Annotated in this window: 17 protein-coding genes; 7 read left to right on the forward strand and 10 right to left on the reverse strand. The window is 65.5% G+C overall.

Features of this window, described 5'->3' with window-relative positions; all coding sequences use genetic code 11:
- Window positions 1-957 (reverse strand): archaea-specific SMC-related protein (locus tag N0B15_RS12960; RefSeq protein ID WP_263020131.1); only part of this gene is annotated, 957 nt, incomplete at its 3' end.
- 55 nt (window positions 958-1,012) lie between these two features.
- Window positions 1,013-1,624, reverse strand: a complete 612-nt coding sequence (gene rdfA, locus N0B15_RS12965) for a rod-determining factor RdfA (protein ID WP_263020132.1) — start codon at window positions 1,622-1,624, stop codon at window positions 1,013-1,015.
- 220 nt (window positions 1,625-1,844) lie between these two features.
- Between rdfA and N0B15_RS12970 the strand changes: the two genes are divergently transcribed.
- The gene (locus N0B15_RS12970) at window positions 1,845-2,858 is read left to right on the forward strand and encodes an NAD-dependent epimerase/dehydratase family protein (RefSeq protein WP_263020133.1); all 1,014 of its coding nucleotides are present in this window, start codon (window positions 1,845-1,847) and stop codon (window positions 2,856-2,858) included.
- Between the two features lie 10 nt (window positions 2,859-2,868).
- Here the strand turns inward: N0B15_RS12970 and N0B15_RS12975 are convergent, their stop codons facing one another.
- From N0B15_RS12975 to N0B15_RS12995, 5 genes are all read right to left on the reverse strand, one after another.
- Window positions 2,869-3,849 (reverse strand): aldo/keto reductase, encoded by a 981-nt coding sequence (locus N0B15_RS12975; RefSeq protein WP_263020134.1) that lies wholly within the window; start codon window positions 3,847-3,849, stop codon window positions 2,869-2,871.
- Window positions 3,850-3,962: 113 nt separating this feature from the next.
- On the reverse strand, window positions 3,963-6,788 hold the full coding sequence (locus N0B15_RS12980) for a DEAD/DEAH box helicase (protein ID WP_263020135.1): 2,826 nt from the start codon (window positions 6,786-6,788) through the stop codon (window positions 3,963-3,965).
- Window positions 6,789-6,836: 48 nt separating this feature from the next.
- On the reverse strand, window positions 6,837-7,655 hold the full coding sequence (locus N0B15_RS12985; protein WP_263020136.1) for a metallophosphoesterase: 819 nt from the start codon (window positions 7,653-7,655) through the stop codon (window positions 6,837-6,839).
- A gap of 2 nt (window positions 7,656-7,657) precedes the next feature.
- A complete protein-coding gene (locus tag N0B15_RS12990) occupies window positions 7,658-9,355 on the reverse strand; it encodes a hypothetical protein (protein WP_263020137.1) in 1,698 nt (565 codons plus the stop codon).
- Window positions 9,352-10,623, reverse strand: a complete 1,272-nt coding sequence (locus N0B15_RS12995; protein ID WP_263020138.1) for a Single-stranded DNA binding protein — start codon at window positions 10,621-10,623, stop codon at window positions 9,352-9,354. The genes N0B15_RS12990 and N0B15_RS12995 overlap by 4 nt, the downstream gene beginning before the upstream one ends.
- A gap of 197 nt (window positions 10,624-10,820) precedes the next feature.
- On the opposite strand from N0B15_RS12995, the gene N0B15_RS13000 reads away from it, so the two are divergent.
- On the forward strand, window positions 10,821-11,867 hold the full coding sequence (locus tag N0B15_RS13000; protein ID WP_263020139.1) for a sensor histidine kinase: 1,047 nt from the start codon (window positions 10,821-10,823) through the stop codon (window positions 11,865-11,867).
- Window positions 11,868-11,992: 125 nt separating this feature from the next.
- The gene (locus N0B15_RS13005) at window positions 11,993-12,460 is read left to right on the forward strand and encodes a DUF7994 family protein (RefSeq protein ID WP_263020140.1); all 468 of its coding nucleotides are present in this window, start codon (window positions 11,993-11,995) and stop codon (window positions 12,458-12,460) included.
- A 181-nt stretch (window positions 12,461-12,641) separates the two neighbouring features.
- On the opposite strand, the gene N0B15_RS13010 is transcribed toward N0B15_RS13005, so the two are convergent.
- Window positions 12,642-13,118 carry a toxin-antitoxin system TumE family protein gene (locus tag N0B15_RS13010; RefSeq protein WP_263020141.1) on the reverse strand — a complete coding sequence of 159 codons (477 nt, stop codon included), beginning with the start codon at window positions 13,116-13,118 and terminating at the stop codon, window positions 12,642-12,644.
- Window positions 13,118-13,648, reverse strand: a complete 531-nt coding sequence (locus N0B15_RS13015) for a DUF7342 family protein (protein ID WP_263020142.1) — start codon at window positions 13,646-13,648, stop codon at window positions 13,118-13,120. Before N0B15_RS13015 ends, N0B15_RS13010 begins: the two co-directional genes overlap by 1 nt.
- A gap of 433 nt (window positions 13,649-14,081) precedes the next feature.
- Between N0B15_RS13015 and N0B15_RS13020 the strand changes: the two genes are divergently transcribed.
- From N0B15_RS13020 to N0B15_RS13030, 3 genes are all read left to right on the forward strand, one after another.
- The gene (locus N0B15_RS13020; protein WP_263020143.1) at window positions 14,082-14,822 is read left to right on the forward strand and encodes a hypothetical protein; all 741 of its coding nucleotides are present in this window, start codon (window positions 14,082-14,084) and stop codon (window positions 14,820-14,822) included.
- A gap of 461 nt (window positions 14,823-15,283) precedes the next feature.
- Window positions 15,284-17,713: a ribonucleoside-diphosphate reductase subunit alpha gene (locus tag N0B15_RS13025; protein ID WP_263020144.1), complete on the forward strand. Its 2,430-nt coding sequence runs from the start codon at window positions 15,284-15,286 to the stop codon at window positions 17,711-17,713.
- A 26-nt stretch (window positions 17,714-17,739) separates the two neighbouring features.
- Window positions 17,740-18,732 (forward strand): ribonucleotide-diphosphate reductase subunit beta, encoded by a 993-nt coding sequence (locus N0B15_RS13030; RefSeq protein WP_263020145.1) that lies wholly within the window; start codon window positions 17,740-17,742, stop codon window positions 18,730-18,732.
- A gap of 44 nt (window positions 18,733-18,776) precedes the next feature.
- Here N0B15_RS13030 and N0B15_RS13035 read toward each other — a convergent pair whose 3' ends face one another.
- The gene (locus tag N0B15_RS13035; RefSeq protein WP_263020146.1) at window positions 18,777-19,043 is read right to left on the reverse strand and encodes a MoaD/ThiS family protein; all 267 of its coding nucleotides are present in this window, start codon (window positions 19,041-19,043) and stop codon (window positions 18,777-18,779) included.
- A 136-nt stretch (window positions 19,044-19,179) separates the two neighbouring features.
- Between N0B15_RS13035 and N0B15_RS13040 the strand changes: the two genes are divergently transcribed.
- Window positions 19,180-20,457 (forward strand): MFS transporter, encoded by a 1,278-nt coding sequence (locus N0B15_RS13040; RefSeq protein WP_263020147.1) that lies wholly within the window; start codon window positions 19,180-19,182, stop codon window positions 20,455-20,457.

Here is a 20,457-nt window from a genome sequence, read left to right on the forward strand (position 1 = left end):
GTCGGTCAGGTCGCCGCCTTCGGCGCGCGCCTCGCCGAGGTCGATGCCGCCCTCCTCGAGGCGCTCCTCGTTGAAGCGGATGACGCTCTGGAGGTCGTTGAGCGTCGTGTCGAGTGCGCGTTTGCGCTCTCTGAGTTCCTGCACTCTGCCCTCCAGTCTGGCGGGCGACTCGTCTTCGTCGCCGTCGATCGCCTCGAGTCGCTCTTCGAGTTCCTCGCGCTCGCGCTCGAGTTCGCTCCGGGCCTCGCGTTCGGTCTCGAGGTCGAAGCGGGCCGACTCGAGGCGCTGGCGGGCCCGGCGGAGGTCGGCGAAGGTCCGCTCGAGGTCTGATTTCTGGGCCTGGCTCTCCTCGACGTCGGCGTCGAGTTCCTCGAGTTCGGTCTCGACGGTCTCGAGTTCGCGCTCGAGGTCGGCGATCTCGTCGTCGAGACCGACGCGCTCGGCTTCGAGTTCGGGCAGGCGCTCGGCGAGGCGCTCGAGATCGGCGAGTTGCTCGTCGATGTCGCGCTTTTCGGTTTCGAGGAGCGTGATCTGGGCCTGAATCTCGTCGGTGTCGATCGGCCGCATGATCAGCTCGCGCAGATCGTCCCCCCGGCCGACCGCCCGGCGCGCCTCGTTCGACTCGAGCAAGAAGGCGAAGAGATCCGCCAGTTCGGCGTCCTCGAGGTAGGGATCGCCGTCGAAGACGAGGTGGCCGTTTCGCCGGCTGATCGAGCGCGTGTACGTATTTTCGCCGAAGGCGAGGGTGGCACTGCCCTGGTCGGCGTCGCCTTTCAACGAGGGGCGCTCGCTGCCGAGGGCGGCCATGATCGCCTGGAGAAACGAGGTGCGGTTGGTGGCGTTGCGCCCCGTCAGCACGTTGACCCCCGGCTCGAGTGAGACCGTCGTCCGGTCGATGCCGCCGATGTTCTCGGCGGCGACCTCTACCGGTGTCTCTAGAGACTCTGTGATTGACATATGCGTTCGATGTCGCGCTCAGACTATAAACGTTGATGACCAGAACGGAGAGGGTTCAACCCGTGTGGCAGTCACAGCCACCCTGCGTGATGAGTTCGTCGACGGTGTAGTCCGCGCCGCAGGCGTCACAGACGACGCGGACGGTGACGAACACCTCGTACTGACGGTCGGTGAGTAAGTCCGCACGGACGAGTTCCTCGAGCGTCGAGTCGGTGACGACCTGGGTGCGACTCGCCAGCCGTTGGATCGTCTCTTTCTTGCGCTCGATCCGGTCTTCGACGTCCTGCGTAAGCTCCGCGTTACGGACGGTCGTCAGGTAGGTGTGAATCGCCTGGTGAGTGACGAAGTCTGTACAGACCTCGTCGACGTCGACGCCGGCACGCTCGAGTTCGCGGCGTTTTCTGATCTCGTCGGCTCGCGGTACGTCGTCGTCGGTCAGCGTCTGGTAGGTGCTCTCGACGTCCGAACTGATCGTCGACTCGCCCGCCTCCCCCAGTGCGGCCTGTAACACCTCGATGTTGAACTCGGTCGCTAAGTCCCGCAGACTCGTCCGTTCGGTCCCGTCGCCCACCCAGGCGGCCTCGAGGTGGTCCCCAAACCCGTCTAACCCGTACTCGTCGATCACTCGCTCGACTTTCGTCCGTCGACGAGTCTCCTCTGCGGTCATACCTACATAGATAGATGCCACCGTTACAAGTGTTGCGTCACGATCGATCCCGCCGATCGTACACGGCGGCCGCCGGTGCTCGCTCGAGGCGGGCTGCCGTCCACCCACTGTGGATTCCGTTACAACACTACGACTGTCAGCGGCGTCGCGCACCGCCGGTGGCTCGAACGGCGCACCCATCGGTCACATCACTTATCCCGGTCGGAATGCATCCCTCCGCATGCACGTTCTCATCGTCGGCGGGACGGGACTGATCAGCACCGGAATCACCCGCCAACTCGTCGACACGGGCCACGACGTCACGTGTTTCACCAGGGGTGAAACGCCGGCGCAGGTGCCCGACGGCGTCACGTTCGTCTCGGGCGACCGAAACGACCACGGACGTTTCGCCGCCCAGGTCGACGAACTCGAGGTCGACTGCGTGATCGACATGATCTGTTTCACGCCCGAACAGGCCGAACGCGCCGTCGAGGCGTTCGCGGGCACGGTCGACCAGTACATCTTCTGCTCGACGGTCGACGTCTACCACCGGCCGCCGGCGACGAATCCCATCACCGAAGACGCCCCCCGGTCACCGCCGGTGAGCGAGTACGGCGAGAACAAAGCCGCCGCCGAAGACGTCTTCTTAGCCGCCCACGGCGACGCCTTCGACGTGACGATTATCCGCCCGTGGAGCACATACGACGAGAAACACCCGATCTTACACACCTTCGGCCGGGGCAGTTACTACCTCGACCGACTCGAGCGCGGCGAACCGATCGTCGTCCACGGCGACGGCACCTCGCTGTGGGGACCGTGTCACCGCGACGACGTCGCCCGCGCGTTCGTCAACGCCGTCGGCAACGAGACCGCCTACGGTGAAGCGTACCACGTCACGAGCGAGGAGGTCATCACGTGGAACCAGTACCACCGGACCGTCGCTCGCGCGCTCGAGGCACCCGATCCCGACCTGGTTCACATCCCGACCGCTGACCTCGTCGCAGCGGTGCCCGAGCGCACCGACATGCTGGTCGCTCACTTCCAGTACAGCACCGTCTTCGACAACGCGAAGGCGCGACGCGACCTCGGCTTCGAGTACACGATCTCGTTCGAAGACGGCGTCCGACGCGGTCTCGAGTGGATCGACGCACACGGCTCTATCGACCCCTGGGACAGCGAGAACGACGACGCGCTGATCGCCGCCTGGCGCGAGGGGACGGCGACGTTCCAGGACGCGTTCGCCGAGCGCGTCTGACCGAGCGCGCTCAGGCCGACGTCCGGGCGTCGTCGATCCGGGCGTACTGGGCGTCGCTCAACTCGATCTCGAGCGCGCCGAGGTTGTCCTCGAGCTGTGCGACGGTTCGCGCACCGACGATGGGAACGCAGGTGAACGCCTCCTGCTGCACGAGCCACCGGAGGGCGACCTGTGCGGGCGTGGCGTCGATCTCCTCGGCGACGGCGCGCACCGCGTCGAGGACGGCCCAGCCGCGTTCGGAGACGTACCACTCCGAGAACATCTCGTCGAGCGCGCCGCGAGAGCCGTCGGGCGCTTCGACGTCGTCGACGCCCTCGCCGACGCGCTCGTACTTGCCGGTGAGAAAGCCCCCGGCCAGCGGCGAGTACGGGCAGACGGCGAGACCCTGGTCGGCGCAGACGTCGAGGTAGTCAGACACGTCCTCGCGGTAGGCCGCGTGAAACATCGGCTGGGTGATCTCGAAGCGCTCGAGACCGTCGACCTCTGCCTTCCAGAGGGCTTTGGTGAGCTTCCAGGCGGCCATCGTCGACGCCCCGAGGTAGTGAACCCTTCCTTCCTCGACCAGGTTCGTCAGCGTCCGCATCGTCTCGAGCACCGGCGTCTCGTCGTCGAAGCGGTGGATGTAGTAGACGTCGAGGTAGTCAGTGTCGAGGCGCTCGAGCGATCCCTCGATCTCCGCACGGACGTTCTTCCGCGAGAGGTTCTCCTGGAAGCGCGACTCCTGTGACCAGTAGACTTTCGAGGCGATCACGAAGTCTTCGCGGTCGCGCTCTGCGAGCCACTCGCCGATCCAGCGCTCGGAGTCACCGCCGCCGTAGCCGTTGGCGGTGTCGATGAAGTTCCCGCCCGCGTCTGCGAACGCGTCGAGGAGGGTGTGAGCCTCCTCGCGGCCGGTCTCGACGACGCCGCCGCTCTCCTGGCCGAAGCGCCACGTCCCCAGACAGAGCGGTGATGCCTGTACCCCGGTGGAGCCGAGTCGTGTGTACTCCATGTGTGTGGGTGTGACTCGAGCGGCTTATACCCCGGAGACTCCGGCGATTCGAGGGGGCCGACTCGACGCGTCTCAGTATGCACACGATCATATGATCGCGTGCATAACGCACGTCAGTCCCAGAACGACTTCGTCCGGGCGTACTCGCGTTCCTGTGCCAAAATGTCCCGGTAGAAGTCGTCTTCGTCCTCGCGCAACTTCGCGATGATGCGGGCGGCGTTGTGCGGGCCGACGCCGCGGGCGCTCATCGCGATGACGGCGCGCTTGCCGTGGCTCTGGACGAGATTCGCGTTGCGGATCGCCCGGCGGACCAGTTGCTCGCCCTCCTCGTCTCGCTCGGCGGCGCGGACGGCGTCGACCACCTCGTCGGCCCACGGACTCAGGGCGGCGACGCGCGTCGACCCACACGCGGGACAGGTCGGCTGCTCGGCGACGCGCTCGACTCTCGTCCGCGAGAGCCACTCGGTGCAGTGGGTACACACCAGCGTCACCCGGTCGCGCTGAATCCGCTCTCTGACCGCCTGAATGACGCTCGCGTCGGCGTTCTCGGGTGCGAGCAGTTCCTTCCCCGACGAGTGCCCACCGGTGCCGACCGGCGTCCGCCCGCGCGTGGTGACGAGGTCGATCGCCCCCGACTGGACGCCCTCGAGCACCGCGCTCGCCGCCGCCGGATCGAGATCCTCGTGGAACACCTCGCGGACGGCCTCGGCGTGCATCGGCGTCTCCTCGAGTGCGGCGAGGAGCCGCTCGTTCGAGAGCCTGCCAGCGCCACGCCAGCGCTCGAGCGCGCCGAACTTCGCCGAGACCTGTGCGAGGCGGAAGGCGAGCGCATCCGAGCGTTTGAGCCCGAGTTCGACGATGGGTTCGACGTGGGCGGGGTCGGTCTCCTCGAGCACGGCCAGGATCTCGCTCGTCGCGACTCCCGTCGGCACCTCGAGTTCGATCCGGTAGGGGTCGACGTCGAGACCGATCGAGGAGCCACTGGCCTGGCCGAGCAGCGCCGAGAGCAGCCGGCCGAGCGTCTCGTTCGCCGTGTGGCCGAAGTGGGCGGTGAGGACCACGGCCCGGCCCTCGCGCTCGAGGACGATCCGGTCGGCGGTCGGAATCGGCGTCTCGCTCTCGGCGTGGCGCTCGAGCGGGGCGAGCGCGCGCTCGAGGGTGTCGCCGGTGGCGTCGTAGCGACCTGCGAGGTCGCGAGCCACGGACCCGGCGTCGGTCCCCGACTCGAGCTGTGTGCCCGCGACGGCGCGAATCTCGCCGACCTCCCCGGCGACCGCCTGGGGGACGGGAATCTCCTGGCCGATCCAGGAGGGAATCTCGCCGGTCGGGTCCTCGATGGGACTCACCTCCACTCGGCCCTCCTCGTCGTCGACCTCGGCGATGCGCCACATCCGCCCGCGCTGGACGAAGGTCGCACCGGGGGCGGCGAAGTTGACGACGAAGCGCTCGTCGAGCGTGCCGATCCGGCCCCCCGAGGCGATGTCGTGGACCTCGTAGGTCGCCTCGTCGGGGATCATCGAGAGGTTCGCGTAGACGTACCCCCGGGTGCCGCCGGAGGGCTCGAGGCGGTCGTCGCCCTCGTCGAACCAGACGATCCGGTTGCGGTGGAGTTCGCCGAGGACGCTCCGGAACGACGCCTCCGTGAGGTCGCGGTAGGGGTAGGCCCGCCGGACGAGCGCGAGCGCGTCGACGACCCGGACCGAGCCGTGACACAGCACCAGTCCCGCGACCTGGTTCGCGACCACGTCCAGACTCCCCTCGTGGATCGCGGCGGGTTCGACCTCGCCCGCTCGAGCGCGCCGGGCGATGGCCATCGCCTCGAGCGTGTCGTCGGGGCGGGTGGTGACGATGGTGCCGCGTGAGACGTCGCCCGACCGGTGGCCCGCACGGCCGATGCGCTGGAGCAGCCGCGAGACCTGTCGCGGACTCTGGTACTGGATCACGTGGTCGATCCGGCCGACGTCGATGCCCAGTTCCATCGAGGAGGTACACAGCAGCGCGTCGAGGTCGCCAGCCTTGAACGCGTCTTCGACCTCGATGCGCGCCTCCTTCGAGAGCGAGCCGTGGTGGACGCCGATGGGCAACTCGAGTTCGGTGACTCTCGAGGCGAGCGCCTCGGCGGTCTGTCTGGTGTTGACGAAGATCAGCGTCGACTCGTGGCGCTCGACGAGGTCACGGATCAGTCTGACGTGGCTCGCGGTGGCGGGGTCGGTCGCGAGCGTCCGTGCCAGCCGTTCGTCCTCGTCGGTCCGCTCGGGTTCACGGACCGTCACCGCGACGTTACTCCCGACGTCGATTTCGCGGATCACGCACGGACTGCCGCCGGTGAGGAACGCGCCGACCTCCTCGGGGTCGCCGACGGTCGCCGAGAGACCGATGCGCTGGAACGCCCCGGCGAGACCACGCAGGCGCTCGAGACCGACCGCGAGCTGTGCGCCGCGTTTCGACGCTGCGAGTTCGTGGACCTCGTCGATCACGACGTGTGAGAGGTCGGCCAGTCCCTCACGGAGGCGCTCGCCGGTGAGCATCGCCTGGATGGTCTCGGGCGTCGTGATCAACACGTCCGGCGGGTTCTGCGACTGCTTGCTGCGCTGGTAGCGGCTGGTGTCGCCGTGGCGGACGTCGACGGTGGGACCGAGCGTCTCACCCCACCACTCGAGGCGCTCGCGCATGTCGCGGTTGAGCGCGCGCAGCGGGGTGACGTAGAGTGCGCCGAAGCCGTCGGGTGGGTCGTCGACGAGGGCGTCGAAGACGGGGAGCATCGCGGTTTCGGTCTTGCCGCTCCCGGTGGGTGCAATCACGAGGGTGTCCTCTCCGGCGGTCAGCGGCGCGATGGCGAGCCGTTGTGGCGGGGTCGGCGTCGAGAAGCCGCGCGCCGAGAGGGCTTCGCGAACCGACGGCCCGAGGTGTGAGAAGGCCGCCGCGTCGCCGTCTGTCATCTCGAGAGCGTAGGGGTGAGACGCGCATAAGACCCTCGCTTGTCCCGCTCAGATCGATCGGTAGGGTCCGAGGCGCGTCCCGTCGAGGAGATACGCCTCCGCCCCCGTGATCCCCGCCGGCAGGAACGGCGAGAGAAACGACTGGCCCGACAGGTTGACCCAGGTCCCGCCAGCGAGGTCGTTGAACGCGGGCACGCAGACGGCCGCCGGTGCGGCGGACGGGTCGGTGAGCCACTCGAGACCGGTGTACGCCTCCCGGTCTGTGAACCCGTCGGCAGCGAGCCGTCCGCGCAGCCAGACGCGTTCGATACGCGCGCCGCCGACGTCGTCCTCGAGTCGTACGCAGGGGTGTTCGTGGCCGAAACAGACGACGTCGACGCCCGTGAGCGCGTCGGGATCGGGCCAGGTGTGGCCGTGGCAGACGCCGAGCCGCCCCAGCCGGACACCGCTGCCGGCGACCACCTCGACGCCCTCGAGCCAGGACTCGATGTTCCCGTCGTGGTTGCCCTTGACGAGCGTCGTCTCGAGACCGGCCGGCAGCGTCTCGAACAGTACCTCGAGTTCGCCGCGTTCGGCCCCGCCGGGGTCGCCGATGGCGTGCATCAGGTCGCCGAGGATCACGAGCCGGTCGGGAGCGGTTCGCTCGACGAGCGAGACGAGGCGCTCGCGGCGCGCCTCGGCCCGACTCGGGACGGTGACCCCGCGCTCGGTGCGAATCCCGACCTCGATGCCCGCGTGGTAGTCGGCGATCAGCAAGACGCGCTCGCCTTCGACGCGAGCGAGTGCCGCCGGTTCGTCCGGCACTGGTTCGAGCGGTGGCGTGTAGGCCGACTCGCGCACCGGCGCGTCTGCGGGCGGTGGTGACACGTTCAGATCGGTTTCAGCGTCTCGTCGTCCGGTTCGTAACACTGTCCGCCCATCAGTGCGTCCTCGATGGCCTCTTCGACGGCCGCTTCGTCGACGCCGGCGTCCGCGGTGATCGTCTCGATCAGCGTCGCTCTGTCCGCGCCGTCGCCGTCGTCGAGGTCGCGCATCGTCTCGACGACGAGGCTCTCGACGTCGACGTCGACGTCTGCGGGCGTCTCGTCGGACTCCTCGTCCTCGAGGTCCCCGTCAGCTGCCTCCGGCGTCGCGTCGGGTTCGTCACCGTCCGCGTCGGCGTCACTCGAGTCGGTCTCCACCTCGTCGTCCGTTTGCGCCGTGAGGTCCTCGCTCTGTGGCTCGAAGTCGCCGAGTGACCCGCCGACGTCGTCCGTGTCGGTGCTGGCGTCGTCGCTCTCGCTGGTCTCGTCGGTCGCCGGGGTCTCGGCCGCCGCGTCGGCCGGGTCCGGTTCGGGCGTCTCGATGCCCGCCTCGCCGGGGTCCCCGACGTCGGTCCCGGTCGTGAACTCCGCACCGAACTCCGCCTCGAGTTCGGCCCGTTCCTCGTCGTCCATCTCGTACATGCCGCCGACGTCCTCGAGGTCGGTCTCCGCCTCCGACTCGTCGTCTGCGTCCGCGCTCGCTGGCTCCGTCTCGGTCGCTGCGTCGTCACCAGCATCCGCCGACGATGCCTCGACCGGTGGCTCACTGTCCGCACCCGCCGACGCCGGCTTCTCGGCGGCAGCCGTTTCCTCCGCCGTGGTCTCGGACGGAGCCACTGATTCGGACGGCGCGTCCGATTCGAGCGACTCGTCATCGGTCTCGCTCGAGCGGTCGGAGGCGGTGTCCGCGGCGTCCGTCGCCGCCGGTTCACCCGAGGCGCCGGGTGTCGCGGCTGGCGCCTCGGCCGGTTCCGTCTCGGCTGTCTGGGCCGCTCGTGTTTCGGTCGTGGTGTGGGAGGCTTCGAACGAGCGGTCCGCGGCGAGGCTGGCGAAACTCGCGCCCTCACCGCTACTCTCGTCAGGGACCAGTGAGAACGCCCCGACCTGGTCGAGGTCGCCAGCGACGACGCGGGCGGCCTCGAGCGAGAGCGTCCGCAACGCCTCGAGGTAGTCGGGTGTCGTTCCGTAGTGGTCCTGTGCGAGCGGGATACCCGCGGCGAGACCAGCCTCGACGCCGTTCTCGAGGAGTGTCTCGGTCAACGCCTCGCCGCGTGCGTCGACCTCGGCGGCCGCCGCGTAGGTGGCGATGCGCTCGAGGGTCTGTTCGGCGGCCGTGACGACCCAGCGCTCGCGCGTCGCGGCGTCGATCGTCGAGAAACTCTCCGGACGGATCGAGGTGTAGACGAGGTCCGAATCGTCCGGCTGGAAGGTTCGGGCCTTGCCAGTGACGGCGACGAACGCCGGCGGGTCGGTGCGCTCGAGGAACGCCAGCGCCTCCGGCTGGTACTGGCCGGCGTAGACGACGAACGCCCCCGTCGGGTCGACGACACGCGCTCTGACCATCTCGTCGTTGACCGGCGTCACCTCGGTGAGCGTCCCGGTGACGAACAGCCGGTTCGTCCGCGCGCCCGTCGGCGTGACGACGTAGTTCGGTGCCCGCTCTTCGTCGCTCTCGGCGTGACTGAGCGAGGCGTCGTCGTACTCGGCGGCGAACAGCCGGTAGGCGACTTCGCGGCCGGCGACGGGCCCGTCGTCGGCGCTCACGCGCCCACCTCCGTGAGGAAGGTTCGCGCACGCTCGGCGGGGTCGTCCCCGCTCTCGTCGAACTCGCTCGCGTCGAGGTTCGCGCCGTACTCGTCGACCGAGAGGTGTCCGCGCACGCGGTACTCGCGGCCGACGATACGCTCGCGGATGGTGTCGGCGACGACCTCCTGGTCCATCGCGTCGCGGGCCTGCTCGAGGGCGTCCTCGAGCGTCCCGCCGTAGACCTCACTCGTCAGTTCGTCGTCGAGGACGACGGTGACGCTCGCGGTGCCGTCGTCGAGGATGGCCTTCACGCGCAGGTCGTCGACGCCGTCGACGCCGCCGTGGGTCCGACACTGCCCCTTCTGGATGACGCGGTTACACTCGGGACAGCGCTGGATGAGTCCGGAGCCGTCGCGGACGGCCAGCAGGTTGCCGACCAGACAGACGTCGTAGACGCCGCCGGAGGCGACCGCGTCGCCGATGGCCATCTCGGGGGCGTCGTCGCCGACGTCGACCGACTCTGCGAGCGCGTCGACGCGTGAGTGTTCGGAGACGTTCACCTCGGGAACGCCACGGAACTCACGCACGTAGGCGTTCTCGATGCGGACCGACACGCCTTCTTCGATCTCGGGCAGTGGGTCCCAGTTGGTAAACGGGAGGCGGCCGCTCGCGTCGCCGAAGACGCCGCTCAGAATCTCCGTCTCGCCGTCGCGGCCGTCGATGGTGCGCCGTTCACACTCGAGGACGCGCACCGAGATCGTGACCGCCCGGTCGCCCGTCTGTAGCTCCCTGAGCGTCGACTTGCCGCCGATATCGTGGGGCACCTCGAGCGGCTCCTCGAGAAACGAGACCGAGGTGTTCTCGCCGAGGTTGAGTTCGGGGTCGCCGTCCCACTCGCGGACGCCAGCGTTGCCCGCGGTGATCGTGTCACCGGGTTCGAGACCGAAGTCCTCCCAGGCGGTGTAGTCGATGACGCCGGTCTCGTCGGCGAGTTTTCCCTCGACGATGACGTGATCTGCGCCCTGGTAGCGGATCGAGCGTTCGCCGGCGGTGAGCACCCGTGCGGTGACGGTGACGTTGCTCGAGTCGGGTGTGATCTCCCCGATCTGTTTGGTCGTCGGTGCGCCGGAGGCGACGCTCTCGTCGCCGTACTTCCGGCGGAGGCTCTGTTTGGCCTCGTCGATCGGCACGCTGTACTCGACGAGATTCCGCAAGCCTTGCACAACCTCCTCGTTGTCAACACCGAGGTCGGAGGCGAGTTCCTCGGCATGGTCTTCGAGATCCATCACCCGACGTTGGTCTCGACGCGTAAAAAACGTTCGCGCGAGCGGCTGGCGGTGTCTGCCGGGAGCGACTGACGAATTTCCACTACCGGTTCGATATGCGGATGTGCACGAACAATCACCGTGGGCTGGAGAAACGGAGTGAAGGGGAAGATCGAACCAGAACACTCAAGACATCATCACGCACAGTACCGCAGTACGTGGACGAACGTGGTGATCCACCTGGTTACGCACTGGATCCCACGATTGCCAACCGTGGTGATTTCTTTCAGACACTGATCGCGAACAGTTCCGACGGAATTCTCACGATAACTGATGAGAGTACGATCGTCTTCGCCAACGCCGGCATCGAACGCATCCTGGGGTGGCATCCGGAAGAGCTGATCGGGACGTCGAAACTCGAGTTGATCCCGTCACGGCTTCGAGCGGATCACGAGGTCGGTCTCGAGCGCTACCTCGGCGGGGGCGACCGAAACATCGACTGGGATGGCGTCGAGCTTCCCGCGCTCCACCGCGACGGCCACGAAGTCGTCGTCTCGGTCACCCTCTGCGAACACGACCTCGACGGCCGGCGGCTGTTCTCGGGCATCTTCCGTGACGTAACGGAGCGAGAGGAACGAAAGCGAGAGCTCGAGACGCAGAACGAGCGTCTCGCGCAGTTCGCGAGCGTCCTCAGTCACGACCTCAGGAACCCGCTGAACGTCGCACAGGCCTACACCGACCAGCTCGCAGCGCGAACGACTCACGAAGAACTCGGCGAGATCACGTTCGCCCTCGAGCGCATGGGGACGCTCATCGACGAACTGCTCGCGCTCACCCAGCAGGGCGAGACGATCGGTGCGGTCGAGTCGGTGTTCCCGGGGGTGGTCGCCCTCGAGTCCTGGGAGTGGGTGGATACGGCGGACGCACAGCTGGTGATCGACGACGACCTCGGGACGATCACCGCCGACCGCACCCGGTTCCACGAACTCTTCGAGAACCTGTTCCGAAACGCCATCGAACACGGTGGTCCCGACGTGACCGTGACCGTGGGGGCGCTCGCCGGTGAGGACGGCTTCTTCGTCGCCGACGACGGGCGGGGCGTGGCGCGCGAGGACCGGACGGCCATCTTCGAGCAGGGCTACACGACCAGCCCCGACGGGACGGGGCTGGGACTCGCCATCGTCGACCGGATCGCCGACGCCCACGGCTGGACCGTCCGCCTGGCCGACCGGGACGGCGGTGCCCGGTTCGAATTCGTCGTCTGAACCCGCACGCGGCGTTCGCCGTACGCGAGACGGCTCTCGGGGAGCACTACCGCTCGAGAAGCGCCGAACCGTCGCCGATGGCCGCGGGCGAAATTATTAAATAAAAATGTGTACATTCGTCACTAATGACCCGATTCCAGCGACTGAGTGCCCTCGTCGTCGGAATCGGACTGTTCGCCGTCTACGTCGGCGGCGTCGTCTACGTCGGGCTCGACGCGGTTCCGACGACGACGAGCGTCGGCGTCGTCATCTCGTTGCTCGCCGCGAGCGCGTACGTACTCACCGGCGTTCGCGAACGGACACGAGTGCGAGGGCGGTCGGTTAGCTGGCACCAGACGATGGGCGTCGGCACGATACTCCTGGCACTGGGGTGGTTTTTCGTCTCGCTGCCGCTCGTCACCTCGAGACCGATCCTCGGCGTCGCGATTCTCGCCGGCACCGGCGTCCTCCTCTTCGCTGGCTACGAGGAACTAACGGACGGCGAGCACGTCGACCTCGAGACGGAACCCTCTCGTATGGGACTGGTCGCCGTCGCGGCGCTCGTCGCACTGGCGATCGGAATCGGCGTCGCGCTGTTCACCTCCTCGCCGTAGGGTGACGACTCGAGACAGCCACTGTCTCGATCCAGTCGATACGTTCTCCGTTGGGACCCTGTTCACACGTTCGAAATAGGGCGTCCCAGGCTCGAACGCGTGATCGTCGGATTTCGGGTTATCGGCGAAGTATTGGTCCATCCGGAGTTCACTGAGTACTGATACACTGTACTGAACGCGGTCAGGGCTGGTTCGTTCCGGCGTTGATGTTCGTCACCGACCCCTCGTCGAGTGCCCGTCGCCATACGAGGTGAATTGCCCGGGCAACGATGTCAACTGAGGGTTCCCTGAGACACGATGGCTCTACGTGGGTATCCGCGCTCGACGCGTCTGGTGGCGGGTGGAAGTGTCGGTCGTCAGGCGGTGCTGAAAAGTCGTGAGGGTGGATATCCCACCGGAGGTTGCGCCCGGACGTATCCGAGTAGTGGATGTTGTAGTCGCCCGCCGTCGTCCATCGAACCGTGAATATGGTTGTCTCTGCCTCCCCGATGCCGTACGGGATCGTGAGTCGGAGTTCTCGCGGGTTGAGTCGGTCGTCGATCTCGCCCGAGACCATCGGTTCGATGGCGCTGAACGCATCTCGGAACGCATCGAGTTTCGTCACGTCGATCGTGCCTCGAAGTGCGTGAGAGTCGCCGTCTCCGTCGTCGAATTGCATCAGACTGCTTCTGCGCCACCGGTGGGGTTTTCGACCGCGCTGAGCGCGAGCGCTACCTCAGCGAATGCGAGGTTTCGCCGCGTCGTTCGCCACTCGAGGAGCGTCTCTGCGTCGATATTCGCGCGGGATCGGACGGCGTCATCGGGCGAGTTAGCGCCGAACCGGTCGCCGTACTCTCGAAGCTCCTCGCGCATCTCCAGAACGCGTGTCGAGAGCGTCTCGGTGTCCGTCTCGTCGAGGATACGCCGAGCCTGTTCGAGAGCGAGCGAGTCTTTGGCTCGCTGATACAGCGTTCCCGTCGAGTCTGGCGACGCGGTCTCTGCCACGTAGCCGTGTTCGACGAGCGAGCGAAGATGCTTGCGTGCTGTCTGCTCCGACGTGAGGGCCTTTTCGGCAACGGTCGCCGCGCTCATGGGCTCGTACGCCGTGCGCATCACTGACCGCACACGGTCGAACGGGCTGGTCTCACGCTTCCAGTCCTCTTTGGCGCGCTCGTTTACATCCTCGAACGCCGGGGCAGAGTCTGGCATCGAACCAACGGACGGGACGTGAGTATATCACTCTTCGGGATGATATTCTGGTGGTGTTCAGTGTAGCACGACCTGCCGATCCGTTGGCCGCGAACGCCAAGAAAGCCTCCGACGCTCTCGAGGACTGCGCTTGGCGAGACGCAGGCGTCTCGCTGGCCTTCGCTCGTTTCACTCGCGAAGAACTCGCTGTCGTTCGAGAGAGCGTTGCTCTCTCGTGACTGAGCGAATCGGGGATTCGCGAGGTCCGCGAAACCGACGGTTTCGCTCGATGACGAACGACGCACCACGTCTTTCGAACGACCTCGCACCTCGAGAGCGTCGCCCCTTTCAGTCCCACCCAGCGTCGGCTGGTCGGCTGGTTTTCGCCTACCTAAACACGGCCAGTGAGACCGACAGAAAGTATATACACAAACGTTAGAAAGGCGTCAGATAGATGTCTGAGAAGTGGAGCGATCCCGTCTTGTGGTACTCTGTTGGAGTGGCAGTTCTACTGGGTACCTGTATCCTGTATACGGGTGCCCTCACATCACCGTACAGTACGGATGGGCCGTCGTATGCAATCGCTCACGAGTCAGCAGAGCCGTTCGAACGCTACGTCGAAGGGAGCGAAGAATTGCGAGAGGTGTCACCAACTCCCATAGCCGCTCTTTCGCCGGAGACTCAACGAGCATTCGAAGAGATACGGAACAAACAACCGAGAGGTGTCGAATATCCACCCAACGCATGGCAGCAACTGCGTCCAGTCTCAGTCTGTGACTCGTCTCTCCTCTATTGTGACGAGTACGCCAATTTGCCAGAGTTCCCGTCAGTGTACCACGAGACTCACGAGGCGTACGGTCTCGTGGAGGTCGACGGAGACGAATATCTCGTCCGGACGTCGTCCGCACACGGATTCGACTTCAGTCCAATCTTCGAACTGATCGTAAAAGCACTTACGTTGGGCTGGTATGCCGTTTTCCTTCTCTGGACGGGACTCACACGAGAGAAAAGAACGAACAGACGCCAGACCACGTACGCTACGGTTGGGCTTGGCTTGGCAGGAGCAGTGTTGATATACCCATATTCACTCATGCTGATGGACTATTCACCGAGCTTGTTACCCCACGGTATCCTCGCTCTCGTTTCGTGGGGAACCATTCTGGCCGGGTTGTACGGAATCGAGGAGAATACCTGACCCGATAGGGTCAGGATGCATCCGATTGCTGGAACGGATGAGTGTAGTGGGTCGTCAGTCTTCGTGCATCGTACGGGGAATGGTGTGACTCGTGTGATCAGCAGGTGGCCATGCCAGTCGAGCCCGTCGGGCCCCCCAGCATTTGTTGGTACTCGAGTACGCGGCCGCGCTCGTATCGACTAACAGCGTGCATCCACTTACGGTATCGACCAGTTCGGTACCGCTTCGAGGATTTCACCAGCGCCGTCTGAACCTCCGACGGACCGCCGCGACGGACCACCGGTGTGACGCCGATATGCAAGTAGACTTTCCCTATAGAAACTTAAGTTGGAAACATTCATGGTGGTTCGTTCAGACTACAGCGAATGAGGTCGGAGACGAGCGGTCCCGGCTACGGGGTCGCCTCGAGCGAAGCGACGAGTCACAACTACGAACAGTGGCGTCTCTACGCCCCCTGAACCATGAGCCAGCAACAGACACAGACACCACAGGTCAGATCGATCATCGACCGCGCACGGACCGGCTACGAATCACACCTCACCGACGAAGACGTCACGGATCTCACCACCGAGATCGAACGTACCCTCTACGAGGGCGCAGCCACCGACGAGGTGTATCAGGCCGTCATCCAGGCACTGACGGCGCGCGTCGAGCGTGACCCGGCGCTCACGCACGTCGCCGCCGCCGTCTTCCGGCAGCGATACTACCGCGAACTCCTCGGTGAGGACCTGACCGGGTTCGAACTCGACCGTGCCTACCGGGAGACGTTCGTCACGAACCTCGAGCGAGGCGTCGAACTCGGTCTCCTCGACGAGCGGCTGACCGACCGGTTCGACCTCGCCGACCTCGCCGACTACCTCGAGCCTGACCGCGACCAGCTGTTCGAGTACATGGCGATGGAGACGCTCTACCAGCGCTACTTCCTCAAGACCGAACAGAGCGGCGAGCACCTCGAACTCCCACAGGCGTTCTGGATGCGCGTGGCGATGGGTCTCGCACTCGAGGAGGACGAGCCACAGTCGTGGGCGAAGGAGTTCTACGACGTCCTCTCGAATCTGGAGTTTACGCCCTCGACGCCGACGCTGTTTCACAGCGGGACGGCTCACCCACAGCTCTCCTCGTGTTACCTGACGACGGTCCAGGACGACCTCGAGGACATCTTCGAGGCGTACAAACACCACGCACAGCTGTCGAAGTGGAGCGGTGGGCTGGGCAACGACTGGACGAACCTCCGCTCGGCGGGGGCGCTCATCGAGAGCACGGGCGTCGAGTCGACCGGCGTCGTGCCGTTCCTCCGGATCAGCAACGACGTGACGGCCGCGATCAACCGCTCCGGAAAACGCCGCGGGGCGGCGTGTGCGTACCTGGCCTGCTGGCACCTCGATTTTCCCGCCTTCGTCGACCTCAAGCGGAACACCGGCGACGAGCGCCGTCGCACGCCGGATATGAACACGGCTGCGTGGATTCCGGACCTCTTCATGAAGCGCGTCGAAAACGGCGGGGAGTGGACGCTGTTCAGCCCCGACGAGGCTCCGGAGCTCCACGGTTGCTTCGGTGAGGCGTTCGAAGCACGCTACCGCGAGTACGAGCGACGCGCCGACGAGGGCGAACTCAGACAGTACGAACGCGTCGACGCCGAGGACCTCTGGCGGACGATGCTCACGCGCCTGTTCGAGACCGGCCACCCGTGGCTGACGTTCAAAGACCCCTGTAACGTTCGTTCCCCACAGGACCACGTCGGGAGGGTCCACTCCTCGAACCTCTGTACGGAGATTACGCTCAACACGAGCGCGGACGAACACGCCGTCTGTAACCTGGGGAGCGTCAACTTCGCGACCCACGTCTCCAACGACGGACTCGACCGGGAGTACCTCGCGGAGACCATCGAGACGGCGATGCGGATGCTCGACAACGTCGTCGACCTCTGTTTTTACCCGACCGACGAGGCCGAACGCTCGAACGCACAGCACCGGCCCGTCGGACTCGGGACGATGGGCTTTCACGACGCACTGATGCAACTCGAGGTTCCGATGGACTCCGAGGCGGCGGTCGAGACGGCCAACCGTTGGCAGGAGTTCGTCTCCTACCACGCGATTCTCACCTCCTCGAGACTCGCGGCCGAACGGGGACCGTACCCCTCCTACGAGGGATCGAAGTGGGACCGCGGTCTCCTCCCACAGGATACCGTCGACCTGCTCGAGGACGAACGTGGCCGAGAGATTCCGACGGACCGCGAGGAGACGCTCGACTGGTACGCCGTGCGCGAACACGTCGAAGAACACGGGATGCGAAACTCGAACACGATGGCCATCGCGCCGACGGCGACCGTCTCGACGGTCAACGGCACGACGCCATCGATCGAGCCGCTGTACTCGAACCTCTACGTCAAGTCGAACATGTCGGGTGACTTCACGATTATCAACGACCAGCTCGTCGAGGACCTGCGAGAACGTGGACTCTGGGACGAGGAGATGGTCGACCGTATCAAGTACCACGACGGCTCGGTTCAGGAGATCGACACCGTTCCGGACGACCTGAAACGGCGTTACCGCGGCGCGTTCGAGATCGATCCACGCCACCAGATCCGACTGACCGCACACCGACAGACCTGGATCGACCAGTCGGTCTCACACAACGTCTTCTTCCCGTCGACCGACGGCTCGCTCCTGACGGACGTCTACGAGACCGCGTGGGAGCTGGGTCTGAAGACGACGTACTACCTCCGCACGCTCGGCGCATCCCAGATCGAGAAGTCCACGCTGGACATGGCCACGTACGGGAAAACACAGCACCGGGATGGGTCGCCGCCGGCGGATACGACGGCCGATGGTGGTCGCTCCAGCGACGACCTCTGTACGGTCGAGGACCCGACGTGCGAATCCTGTCAGTGAACTATCACCCCCTTCCAATCACTACGATGCCGATCATCAACACCGACGCCGAACACGATCCGAACAAGATACTGCCAATCGAGTACGACTGGGCTCGAGAGTACTACGAAGCCGGAGTCAACAACAACTGGGTGCCCGAGGAGATTCCGATGCAAGAAGACGTCACCCAGTGGAACGGTGATGCCCTCTCCGACGCTGAGCGACAGCTCATCGAGTGGAACCTCGGGTTCTTCTCGACGGCCGAGTCGCTGACGGCCAACAACATCGTCCTGGCAGTGTACGATCACGTTACCGCACCCGAGTGTCGTCAGTACTTGCTCCGGCAGGCCTACGAGGAAGCGATTCACACGGATACGTTCATCTACTGCTGTGACTCGCTCGGATTCGAGCCGGAGTACCTCTACGGGATGTACGACCGCGTCCCCTCCATCGAGGAGAAAGACGAGTTCGTCGTCGACCTGACTCGAGTCATCGACGAAGACGGCTTCTCCATCGAGACAGACGAGGACCTGCGGAACTTCCTCCGTGACCTCGTCGGCTTCTACGTCATCATGGAGGGCATCTTCTTCTACGCCGGATTCGCGATGATGCTCGGACTGAAACGCCAGAACAAGATGGTCGGCGTCGGCCAGCAGTTCGAGTACATCATGCGCGACGAGTCACTCCACCTCGGGTTCGGGGTCGACCTCATCGACGCGATTCGGACGGAGAACCCCGGTGTGTGGACCGACGAGTTCGGCACCGAGGTGGTCGACCTGATCACCGACGCCGTCGAACTCGAGAAGATCTACGCCTACGAGGCCTGCCCCGACGACATCCTCGGCATGAGTGCCGAGGGGTTCGCCGAGTACGTCGAACACATCGCCGACCGTCGGCTCGGACAGCTCGGCCTCCCGAAACAGTACGGGACGGACAACCCGTTTCCGTGGCTGTCAGAACAGGTCGACCTGAACAAGGAGAAGAACTTCTTCGAAACACAGGTCACGGAGTACCAGAGCGGCGGCAGCCTCGACTGGTAACGCACTCGAGCGGCGTCTCTCACCCTCGTCGGCCCCTCGCAGACTCACTCCGGCATCGGCGTTCCGGTCAGGCTCAGTCGGGCACCCGACTCGAGTTCGGTCTCGAGACCGTCTGCCAGTTTCACGTCCCGCCCATCGAGGTGGACGACGAGTGCATCACGTTCGAACGCTTCGACGAGTTCGATTCCGAGCGTCGGCGTGAGTGATCCGAGGACTGTGGCGACGGTCGCCCCCTCGGAGACGGACTCGACCAGTCGCTTCTCTCCGGCGGCCTCCCGGACGTGACCGTAGGTGAGCACCTCGACGTGCATACTCGAGGTGCGTCTGCGACGGGTGTGAACGTTCTGGTGGTGGCTCTCGCTCGTCTTCGTACTGAATGAGACGTGAACGGTGTCGGTGGTGTATCGATTCGAAACGTTCTTCCCGCTCCCGGCGACAGCCACGGGCGTGAACGACGACCGGCCGCAGTTCTGGGCGCTGTATCTGACGCGGTTCGCCGAAGGCTTCGGCTTCATCACCCTGGTGACGTTGCTTCCGTACTACATCAACGAACTCGAGCCGACGGGGACGACCGTACTCGGGGTCACCATCAGCGCCGGGCTGATCATCGGGATGTACACCTCCGGGTTCACGCTCGCCCAGACGCTCGCGGTAATCCCGCTCGCGTGGGCGGGCGATCGTTTCGACAAACGGACCGTCCTCCTCGTGGTCGTCGGCCTCGGGGCAGCGGTGTACGCGCTCTTTCCGCTGGTCGACTCGAGCGCCTCGTTCATCCTGATCAGGGCGCTCCAGGGGGTCGCCGTCACTGGTGCGGGGCTGATGACGCTCTCGCTGGTCGGCCAGATCGCCGAGATGGGAACGCGCGCGAACTACATTGGGAAGGCGAACGCCGCGAGCTTCGCCGCCTCGATTTTCGGCAGTCTGGGTGCGGGCGCGCTCTACGAGGCGTTCGGTTTCGGTCCCATCTTCGCGATCATCGTCTGTATCATCGTCCTCGCGTGGCTCGGTTCGTTCGCATTCCTCGAGCGCGACGAGACGCGTATCGAGGGGTTTCCGTTCACGGGTCTCGCGCTCAACCGCCGGATTCTGACGCTCTCGGTCTTTCGCTTCCAGTACGCCTTCTCGGTGACGCTCGTGCGCAACTGGGTGCCAATCTTCGCGGGCGTCACCGCTGCCCAGGGCGGTCTCGCCTACGGCGGACTGGCGGTCGCGCTCACCGTCACCGCCGAGAAGTTCACCAACATGTGCTGTCAGCCGTTTACGGGTCGTCTCTCCGATGGCCACGGCCGCGCATTGTTCGTCTTCGCCGGTGGCGGCGCGTACGGGCTGATCGCACTGGTCGTCCCGTTCTCGCCCGCCATCGGCGAGGCGCTCTCGCTCCCGGCGAGCTACCCCCTCTTCGGTGAGCTGACGGCAGCTTTCCTCCCACTCGTTGCTCTCTCCGGGCTCCTCGGCATCGCCGACAGCTTCCGCGAACCCGCGAGCATGGCGCTGTTCGCCGACGAGGGAACCGCAGAGGGCGGCGTCGCCTCGAGTTTCGGTATCCGCGAACTCATCTGGCGGCCCGGGAGCGTGATCGCGCCGCTGCTCGGCGGCTGGCTCATGGTCGAAGTGAGTATGTCCTCGGTGTTCTTCGTCGGCGGTGCGTTCGCGCTCACCGGCGTCGCGTCGTTCCTGATCGTCCTCGTCCGGTTCCACGGCACGCGGGCGCTGACCGAGTGGTAG

The organism is Natronobiforma cellulositropha (assembly GCF_025629245.1).
GTDB lineage: Archaea > Halobacteriota > Halobacteria > Halobacteriales > Natrialbaceae > Natronobiforma > Natronobiforma cellulositropha.